This window comes from Mesorhizobium sp. M0340 (assembly GCF_040321535.1).
GTDB lineage: Bacteria > Pseudomonadota > Alphaproteobacteria > Rhizobiales > Rhizobiaceae > Mesorhizobium.
In genome coordinates this window covers 26161-35657 of the sequence record NZ_JAMYRR010000038.1, presented here as the reverse complement: position 1 = coordinate 35657, position 9497 = coordinate 26161, and the positions used below count along the sequence as shown (strand labels likewise).

General features: G+C 63.6%; 9 protein-coding genes and 1 pseudogene. 9 read left to right on the top strand and 1 reads right to left on the bottom strand.

From position 1 onward, the window contains the following. Window positions 1-127: 127 nt before the first annotated feature. From NKI79_RS30820 to NKI79_RS30780, 9 genes and pseudogenes are all read left to right on the top strand, one after another. Window positions 128-256 (top strand): annotated as a pseudogene (locus NKI79_RS30820) (acylphosphatase); the annotation flags it as partial. Between the two features lie 142 nt (window positions 257-398). Continuing rightward, window positions 399-1049, top strand: coding sequence for an aromatic ring-hydroxylating oxygenase subunit alpha (locus NKI79_RS30815; protein WP_352806918.1), 651 nt, complete (start codon window positions 399-401; stop codon window positions 1047-1049). Continuing rightward, window positions 1046-1891 carry an aromatic ring-hydroxylating dioxygenase subunit alpha gene (locus NKI79_RS30810; protein ID WP_352704694.1) on the top strand — a complete coding sequence of 282 codons (846 nt, stop codon included), beginning with the start codon at window positions 1046-1048 and terminating at the stop codon, window positions 1889-1891. The genes NKI79_RS30815 and NKI79_RS30810 overlap by 4 nt, the downstream gene beginning before the upstream one ends. Further along, window positions 1888-2547, top strand: coding sequence for a glutathione S-transferase family protein (locus NKI79_RS30805; RefSeq protein WP_254819361.1), 660 nt, complete (start codon window positions 1888-1890; stop codon window positions 2545-2547). The genes NKI79_RS30810 and NKI79_RS30805 overlap by 4 nt, the downstream gene beginning before the upstream one ends. A gap of 1 nt (window position 2548) precedes the next feature. Next, window positions 2549-3928: an amidohydrolase gene (locus NKI79_RS30800; protein WP_352479348.1), complete on the top strand. Its 1380-nt coding sequence runs from the start codon at window positions 2549-2551 to the stop codon at window positions 3926-3928. 27 nt (window positions 3929-3955) lie between these two features. Next, complete coding sequence (locus NKI79_RS30795) at window positions 3956-5050, top strand: BMP family ABC transporter substrate-binding protein (protein ID WP_352806924.1); 1095 nt, start codon at window positions 3956-3958, stop codon at window positions 5048-5050. Window positions 5051-5052: 2 nt separating this feature from the next. Then, on the top strand, window positions 5053-6576 hold the full coding sequence (locus tag NKI79_RS30790; RefSeq protein ID WP_352479349.1) for an ABC transporter ATP-binding protein: 1524 nt from the start codon (window positions 5053-5055) through the stop codon (window positions 6574-6576). After that, a complete protein-coding gene (locus NKI79_RS30785) occupies window positions 6573-7673 on the top strand; it encodes an ABC transporter permease (protein WP_352479350.1) in 1101 nt (366 codons plus the stop codon). The genes NKI79_RS30790 and NKI79_RS30785 overlap by 4 nt, the downstream gene beginning before the upstream one ends. Beyond that, window positions 7670-8581, top strand: coding sequence for an ABC transporter permease (locus tag NKI79_RS30780; RefSeq protein WP_352479351.1), 912 nt, complete (start codon window positions 7670-7672; stop codon window positions 8579-8581). The genes NKI79_RS30785 and NKI79_RS30780 overlap by 4 nt, the downstream gene beginning before the upstream one ends. 167 nt (window positions 8582-8748) lie before the next feature. On the opposite strand, the gene NKI79_RS30775 is transcribed toward NKI79_RS30780, so the two are convergent. After that, window positions 8749-9372 carry a hypothetical protein gene (locus NKI79_RS30775; protein ID WP_352806914.1) on the bottom strand — a complete coding sequence of 208 codons (624 nt, stop codon included), beginning with the start codon at window positions 9370-9372 and terminating at the stop codon, window positions 8749-8751. Between the last annotated feature and the right edge of the window lie 125 nt (window positions 9373-9497).

Sequence of the window (9497 nt, the reverse complement as noted above, 5' to 3'; positions counted from 1 at the left end):
CCTGTTTTTACCCGCCCACTCAAACAACTCCTCTCTTCTCTAAAACCTTGAAACTTTTCTCCCATGTCCCCCGCGTCCCCCCCCCCCGCGGGCCCCCCCGCGTCTATTTGGCTGGGCGGCCCCCGACCGGATCGAACTCGACGTTGCCGGTCCTGCGGAACTGGTCGATATGATGGAGATGGGGTGCTCTCTTGGACCAATCGATGTCTGGGTCGAGGCCATTCGTCGGACGCCGATAGAAAACGAATCAGGCTAGGTTGGGACCAGGGTCTCTGCCTCTTTTTTGGGCATTGTTGCCAGTGCGAAAATATTGTGCAAACGTGATCGGACTGATCGTCATGTCTTGACCGCGAATCTGCATTTGGGAAGATGGGTCGATGTCGTTCGAAGGTTGATGCATGCTGCCCTATCCGTCCGGCTCATGGATGCCAGTTGCCCTCTCCGCGGACTTGCCAGCGGGAACCGTAATGCCGGCGCAAACCCCGGTCGGACCGATTGCCCTTTGGCGAAGCCGGTCCGGCCGCGCGGCGGCCTTCGCGGACAGATGCCCTCATCGCGGCATGCGCCTTTCCCGTGGTTTCGTGCGCGGTGAGGCCCTGTCCTGCATTTATCACGGTTGGAGCTATGCCCAGGCCGGAAACTGCTTGCGCATTCCGGCCCATCCGGGCCTGACGCCGCCGGAAACGATTGGTGTCGCAACACAGCCCGTCGAGGACAGCGGCGGAATCATATGGATTTCCGTAGGCGAACCCACCGCTCGGCCGCCGCGGTTCGACGGCCTAGCCCCTCTTCGCTCCATGATAGTAGAGGCGGGCATTGCCGCGCTGGAGGCGGCCGCCGGTACGAAGGCCGACGGAGGCCTGCTCGACTACGCGCAAAATGCCCAGACCCTACGGCTGCTGCTCACCCCCCAGGGGAAAGCGCGGACGCTGATGCATGTTCTGGTCGACGAAGGCACTGGTCCGGCCAAGCGTATCGCTGCGTCGAGGGCAGCCGAGACGCTAAGGCGGACCGCCGAAGATATTCTGCGCAGTGGCGTCGCCCAATGACCCGCAACGCGATGATCGACCAATGGTATCCGGTCGGCCTTGCCGGCCGGCTTGACACGCATGAGCGCCAGACGGCGCTCATGGGCGAGCCGATCGGGGTGAGGCTCGGCGCAGACGGAAACGCGAAGGTTACGGGCAGCAACGGACGTGCCCTGCCGGTCTGCATCCGCTACGGCCATGTCTGGTCGTCGCTCGGCGACCCGCAAAAGGCGCTCTTTGCCATCCCCGAGGCTGATCAGCCCGGCCGCCGGCTCGTCGATGTCGGGGTTGTGCGCGTGCGCTGCTCGCCGCTGCGCGCGGTGGAGAACTTCCTGGACATTGCGCATTTCCCCTTCGTGCATACGGACATATTGGGGGCCGAACCGCACACGGAAGTCCCGAACTACAAGGTCGAGATACGGGAGGACGAAGACGAGGTTTGGGCGACCCAGGTGAAGTTCTACCAGCCGCAGGCCGCCAAGTCGGCGGAAGGCGGCATAACCACCGAATACATGTATCGCGTGCCTGCGCCGACCTGCTCGATCCTCTACAAGACCTGCCCGCCGCGCCCGGGTGAATGGGACGTCATCACGCTTTTCGTGCAGCCGCTTGCCGAAGACCTGTGCGACGTCTGGCCGTGGATGGCGTTGTTCGACGACGAAACATCGATGGCAGACCTGATCCATTTCCAGCAGACGATCTTCCTTCAGGACCGGTCGATTCTCGAAAACCAGATCCCGAGGCTGCTGCCGCTCGATCCGGGCATGGAGATCCCCACAAGGGCGGACCTGACATCGGTTGCCTACCGGCGCTGGCTGAAACGCCACGGCTACACCTACGGCGCGCAACTGGTGGCGCAATGAAGCTCTACGACTACGTGCTGTCCCCGAGTTGCTACAAGGCGCGCCTGATGGCGGCGCTGACCGGGGTGAAGCTTGACATCCGCCCCGTCGATTTCCATCCCGGCGCCGAGCATCGCGGTCCCGAACTCATGGCGCTCAATCCGGCGGGTTCGATCCCGATCCTGGAGGATGGCGACCTCGTCCTGACCGAATCCTCGGCCATGCTGGTCTATCTTGCCGCGAAGGCCGCACCGCAATGGCTGGGCAACGATACTGCTCTGCAGGCGGCACGCGTCCAGCAATGGCTTTCCTTCTCGCATCGGCTGACCGGCAGCCTGGGGGCGGCGCGCTTGCACGAGATGCTGCTGCGTCCGGGCGATATCGCCACCCTTCATGGGCAGGGGATAGCGGCCCTGCGGGAGCTGGAAGCCGGCCTCGTCGAACAGCATATCCGCGGCCAGCGCTTCCTCGCGTCGGACAGGCCGACGATCGCGGACGTCGCCTGCTTTCCTTATGTGGCGCTGGCGCCGGACGGCGGCGTTTCGCTCGACCCCTATCCCGCGATCCGGCTCTGGTCGCGGGCGATCCGCAGTCTCGAGGGCTTCATCGAGATGCCCGGTATCCACCGGCTGCACGAACTGAAGCCCGAGCCCGTCCTCGAAGCCGGCGAGGCGTGACTTGGCGGGCCACTTGCTGAAGAACTGCGCAGCGGTCATCGTGGACGAGGGCAACGGTCCGGACATCCGGCGCAATGTCGATCTCTTGACCGACGGCCCGGCGATACGGGCCATCGGCGAAGGCCTCGACAAGGGAGAGTTGCCCGTCGGGACCGTCACGCAGGACGCCGCCGGCTGGTTCGTCTATCCCGGCCTCGTCAACACCCATCATCACTTCTTTCAATGCTTCGTGCGCAACCGCGCCGATCTGGACTGGACGAAGTTGTCGGTCATCGAATGGCTCGACCGCATCTATCCCATTTTCTCGCGGCTGACCGAGGAATGCTTCTACCACGCTTCGGTCACGGCGATGGCCGAGCTGATAAAGCACGGTTGCACGACCGCATTCGACCATCAGTATTGCTTTCCGTGGAAGGCCGGCAAGCGGCTGGTCGACCGGCAGTTCGAAGCAGCCGAACTCCTCGGTATGCGCTTCCATGCCGGACGCGGCGGCAACACGCTACCGAAATCGAAAGGCTCGACCATCCCCGATGCCATGCTGGAGACGACGGACGAGTTCATCGCCGATTGCGCCCGGCTGATCGACGCCTATCATGATGCCGGTCCTTTCAGCATGCGCCAGGTGGCCGTCGCGCCCTGCCAGCCAGTCAACTGCTATCGCGAGACCTTCGTGGAATCGGTGGCGCTAGCGCGTGATCGCGGGGTGCGTATGCATACCCATGTCGGCGAGGGCGAAAGCCCGGTCATCGAGGACCGTCACGCCATGCGGACGGTGGATTACTGCGCGGAGATCGGCTTCTGCGGGCCGGATGCCTTCTATGCCCATTGCTGGGAGCTAACCCACGACGAGCTGCGCAAGATGGCCGCAAGCGGTACCGGCGTCTCGCATTGCCCTGAGCCGGTCTATCTCGTCGGCGCTGAAATCACCGATATCCCGGCGATGTCGGCCTTCGGCCTCAGCATAGGACTAGGTTGCGACGGTGCCGCCTCGAACGACAATTCCAACCTGATGCACTGCATCCATTCCGCCTACATGCTGCAATGTCTGTCGGCATCGACACGCGACCATCCCGTTCCGCCGCCGGCCGATTTTCTCGGTTATGCGACGACCGGGGGCGCGGCGCTGCTCGGGCGCGGCGACATCGGCAGGCTGACGCCTGGCATGGCTGCCGACCTTTTCGCCATCGACACGCGGCGCATGGACTATGTTGGCACGCGGCACGATCCGCTGAGCCTGCTAGCCAAGGTGGGCATCGGCATGCCGACCGACATGACCATGATCAACGGCCGCATCGTCTGGGCCAAGGGCGAGTTCCCGGGGCTCGACGAGGCACGGCTGTTCGCGGAAGCCGAGGCGGCGCTCGCGACCGTGGAATTCTAGAAACCGAAAACAAGGGGAACCGACATGCTGACAAATCTTACCCGCAGAACATTGATGAAGGGCGCGGCCGCCTCCGGCCTCGTCGCAGCGGTGGGTGGCCGCGCGCTTGCTGCCGACGAACCTCTGGGCATCGTGCTCGTGGTCCCGTCGCCGGTCGGCGATGTCGGCTGGGGCCGTGCGCTCGCCGACGGGCTCGAGCCGGTGAAGGCAGCCTACGGCGACAAGGTGAAGGTCACCATCATCGAGAATATACAGGAAGGACCCGATGCCGACCGCATCATGAACAAGGTGGTCGCCGACGGGAACAAGTTCCTGATCGCCGGCTCCTTCGGCTACCAGAACGGTGCCCTGCAGATCGCGCGCCGGAACCCCGACGTCACCGTGCTGCATGCTTCCGGTTTCCAGGTAGCGCCGAACTTCTCGCCCTTCGCGGCCCAATATTTCCAGGGTACCTACCTGATGGGCATGGCGGCCGCCGCGCTGTCAAAGACCGGCAAACTCGGCTCGGTCTCCGCCTTCGCCATTCCCGAACTGATCACCTCCATCAACGCCTTCACGCTGGGCGCGCAAGCGGTGAAACCCGATGTCGAGGTTTCGGTCGTATGGGTGAACTCCTGGTTCGATCCGGCCAAGGAGCAGGAAGCCGCCAAGGCGCTGTTGGCGCAGAAATGCGACGTGATCTTCTCCAACGCGCAGGACACGCCCTCCGTCGTGTCGGCCTGCGAGGAGGCCGGCGTCCCTGCCTTCAACCTCAATTCGTCGATGAAGAAATACGCGCCTGAAACCTATCTCGGCTGCGTGGCGACCGATTGGTCACCCTTCTTCAAAACCTCGGTCGACGCCCACCTCGCCGGCAAGTTCAAGGGCGCCAACGCTTTCCTGGGTGTCGGCGACAAGGTTGTAGAGGTCGTCGACTGGAACCCGGGTATCCCGGCCGAGATGATGAACAGGATCAAAGAGGTTGGAGCCAAGATCGCCGGCGGCAGCTTCTCGCCCTTTGCCGGTCCGGTCGCCAAGGCCGACGGCAGCGAGGGAGTCCCCGCGGGAAAAACGATGACCGATGCCGAGATCGTCGCAATGGACTGGCACGTCAAGGGTGTCACCACGCCGCTGCCCAAGTGACCGTGACCACCCCGCTCCTGTCGCTGCGCGGCATCTCCAAGAGCTACGGCCAAATCCATGCCAATAGAGACATCGATCTGGATGTGGCTCCGTGCTCGATCCATGCGATCCTCGGGGAAAACGGAGCGGGCAAGTCGACGCTGATGAAGCTGATCTATGGCGTCGAGCAGCCGGACGCCGGAATGGCGACCTGGAAAGGGGAACCCCTGGCCCTTGCTTCCCCGGCGGATGCGAGGCGCAAGGGGATCGGCATGGTCTTCCAGCATTTCTCCTTGTTCGAGACGCTGACGGTGGTGGAGAACATCCGGCTGGTCGTGCCCAGGGGCAAATCGGATCTTGCGGATCGCATCCGCATGCTCGGCCGCGAGTTCGGACTCGAAGTCGATCCGCTCGCCCATGTGCACGCGCTCTCTGTCGGAGAGCGGCAGCGGGTGGAAATCATCCGCTGCCTGATGACCGAACCCCAACTCCTGATCCTCGATGAACCGACCTCCGTCCTGCCCCCGCAATCGGTGGACAAGCTATTCGAGACATTACGGCGGCTGCGCGACCGCGGCGTCTCCATCCTGTTCATCTCGCACAAGCTGGAGGAGATCCGCGCGGTCTGCGACCGCGCGACCATCCTGCGCGGCGGGCGCATCACCGGCCGCGTGGACCCGCGCGACCACGACGCGCACGACCTTGCCCGGATGATGATCGGCCGCGACATGCCGCAGCCCATGCCGGCGCTCGCGCATTCCGGCGGCGAAAAGCGCCTCGAAATCGTCGGCCTCGACCATCGGCCGGACGATCCCTTCGCGGTGGCGCTTTCCGACGTCAGCCTGACGGTCCGGGCCGGCGAGATCCTCGGGATCGCGGGCATATCGGGCAACGGGCAGAGTGAACTCGCAGCGTTGATTTCAGGCGAAACGGTGCTGCCGCGCGAACAGTCCGACCGTATCTATATGATGGGAAAGGATGTCGGCGCGCTCGACGCGGCCGCCCGCCGCCGACTGGGCTTCGCCTTCGTTCCCGAGGAACGGCTTGGCCGCGGCGCCGTGCCGGAAATGTCGCTTGTCCTCAACAGCCTTCTGACCGCCCATCCGTTCGGCCTGTTGAAACGCGGCCTCGTCGACACGAACCAGGTGAAGGCTTTCACCGAGGACTGCATCCGGCAATACGACGTGCGCACGCCCGGTTCGGAAGCGGAGGCCGGCTCGCTTTCGGGCGGCAATCTGCAAAAGTTCATCGTCGGCCGAGAGATCATGCTGTCCCCGCAATTGCTGTTCGTGGCGCAACCCACCTGGGGCGTCGACATCGGCGCCGCGTCCGCCATCCGCCGGCGCCTCGTTGCCCTGCGCAACGAAGGCATGGGTATCCTCGTCATCTCGGAGGAACTGGAGGAACTGTTCGAACTCTGCGATTCGATCCAGGTGCTCCATCAAGGCCGGCTGAGCCCGCCGCTGGTGACGCGCGACACGAGACCCGAGGAGATCGGCCGCTACATGATCGGCGCGCATTCGACGGCCAAAAAGGTCCCTGCATGAGCGCTCTGTCCGCGCCGCTCCTTCCTGTTCTCGTTCGCCGGGAGCATGCCTCGCTTCCCGTCAAACTGATCGCTCCGCCCGTCGCGCTCGCCTTGGCGACGCTTCTCAATCTCGGGCTCTACCTCCTTATGGGCCGCGATCCGGTAGCCGTTTTCCACGCGATGCTTCTGGAGCCCTTCCTGTCCTGGGCCTCTTTCTCGGAAGTCCTGCTTAAGACCGCGCCGCTACTGCTGATCGCGCAGGGGCTTGCGATCGGCTTTCGCGCAAAGGTCTTCAACATCGGCGCCGAGGGCCAGTTCATCCTCGGCGCGATCTTCGCATCGGCCATTCCCATCTGGTTCCCAGAGGCAACGGGCCAATGGATCTGGCCCTCCATGCTTGTCATCGGTGCGCTGGGCGGCGCTCTGTGGGCGTCCCTCACCGCCTTCTGGCGCGTGAAGCTCAATGCCAACGAGATTCTCGTATCGCTCATGCTGGCGCTCGTTGCCGCGCAACTGCTCAACTACCTGCTTCTCGGCCCCTGGAAGGACCCAAACGGCTTCAACTTCCCGCAATCGGTGATGTTCCAGTCCGACGCGATGGTGCCGATCCTGATCCCCGGCACCCGCGTCAACGTCTCGCTGCTTATCGCCTGCGCGCTCTCCCTTGCGGCCTGGATCTTCATGCAGAGGAGTTTCGCCGGCTTCAAGCTGCAGGTCGGCGGCCTCGCGCCGCGCGCGGCCGGATACGCCGGCTTCAACGAAGGACGGGCGATCTGGCTTTCCCTGCTCATCGGCGGTTTCGCGGCAGGCCTCGCCGGAGCGGCCGAGGTGGCCGGGCCGCTCGGCCAGCTGCAGCGCTCCATCTCGACCGGCTACGGCTATGCCGCCATCATCGTGGCCTATCTCGGTGGCCTTCACCCGGTCGGCATCACCTTTTCCGCGTTGCTCATGGCGGCCCTCTATATCGGCGGCGATAACGCCATGGTCTCGGCAAATCTGCCGGTCGCTGCGGTCAGGGTTTTCCAGGGCAGCCTGCTGCTCGCCTATCTCGTCGCCATCGCCTTCGTCCGCTACCGGCTCGAATGGCGCCATGCCGCCCACGGAAGCACGTCATGAACGCCGTCGAGTTCATCATCGCCGGGATGTTGGCGGCGGCTACGCCGTTTCTCCTTGCGGCGCTCGGCGAACTGGTGGCCGAGCGGGCTGGCGTCCTCAATCTCGGGGTGGAGGGACTGATGGCCCTCGGCGCCGTCATCGCCTTCATTATCGTCTATCAAGGCGGCGGGCATCTCCTCGGTTTCCTCGCCGCGGGCCTCGCCAGCGCGGCTCTTTCCCTGGTCTTTGCCGTCATCGCGCTGGGATTTCGCGCAAACCAGGTTGCGGTAGGCCTTGCCATAGGCATCCTCGGCCAAGGCCTCTCGGCGCTGTTCGGCAAGAGCTATGAGAGCCTCACGGTTAAGGGGCTTCCGAAGCTTTCATTGCCCGGGCTTTCGGATATCCCGGTGATCGGCGGCTTGTTCGCCCAAGACGTTGTCGTGTGGCTTTCGCTTGCCGCGACCGTCGCCATCTGGGCGATATTCGCCTACACCAAGACCGGCCTCGTCGTCCGCGCCATCGGCGAGAACCCCAAGGCGGCCCGTGCGCTCGGCTATCCGGTGATCGCCGTGCGCTTCGCCGCGGTCGCCTTCGGCGGCGCGTTGGCAGGTTTCGCCGGTGCCTACGCATCCGTGGTCTACACTCCGCTCTGGGCCGATGGCATGATCGCAGGGCGCGGCTGGATTGCGATTGCGCTCGTCGTCTTCGGCACTTGGCTTGCCAGCCGTATCTTCCTCGGTGCGTGCCTCTTCGGCGCCGTGTCCCTCGCAAGCCTCGCGGCCCAGGCGACAGGGCTGGACGTTTCCTCGCAACTTCTATCGAGCTTGCCTTATCTCGTGACCGTGATCGTGCTCGGCATCATCTCTTCGAACCGCCGTCTGCTCAAGCTCAACGGCGTGGCTTCGCTGGGAGAACCTTTCGAACGATAGTGTCGCTTGGTACGGCCCATCAAGGATCCCGTGAAGAATGGTGGATTGCGCCCCGCGCTCTGACGCCATCCAGCGCGCCGACTCGGCCCCGCTCGTCGCCTACGGGCGGCGGCAACCGGCGCACCTTCATAGAATGTCAGCCCCGACCCGAAGCATTCAGGCGTCAGCTAGAAGCGATAACGCACTCCAACAGCATTCGCGTTGGAACCCTCTCCCATGTTTCCAAACGTGCCACCGGCGCCGGATCTGTGATGGAGTTGATAGACAAGCTCGACGTTGGGAGCTTGCCTTAGTCTGAAAGAAAGCTCCGCGCCGATAAAACCAAGGAAGGATGCATCGCCATCGTAATGGATTTCGCGGGCGTGCTCGATCTCGGTGACGCCTGTAACGGCACTGACACCGGCCGTCAGCGCTGGCGCAATCGCCAGATCGCCGATGACAAGGCCCTGGTGGCGAAGCCGCATCCCGGCCCAAAGCTCTCCGGATGTATCGTCGTCCTCGCCAAACCTTATGGCAGCCCCAGTCACACCGCCAAGGACAAAACCGGCGCCAACATCGGCGAAATCACGGCCGTAAGCAGCTCCGATCATGTAATTGTTCGTATAGTCGGCCCCGAAGACGTTGATAGTGTCCCCGAAGGACCCGGTCACAAAGACGCCCCCAAAAACATAGACGTCGTTCTTCGTCGGTTGACCGGCAGCGAAAGGATCTTCGGTTGCAAAATAGATGAAGGGAGAACTGTTGTCGGCGAGGGCGGAAGTGAAGGAACCGGTCAGAATCAGTGCAGCCAAAGCCGCTTGCCCCCCGCGCATGCACAAGCTCCGAATCAATTCTCAGTTGATCATCATTCCTCCGGTGTTTCCCGTGAAGAAGCAAGTTCCCTGCTCCAGAAATTGGAGGGCTCTACCCCGTTGCT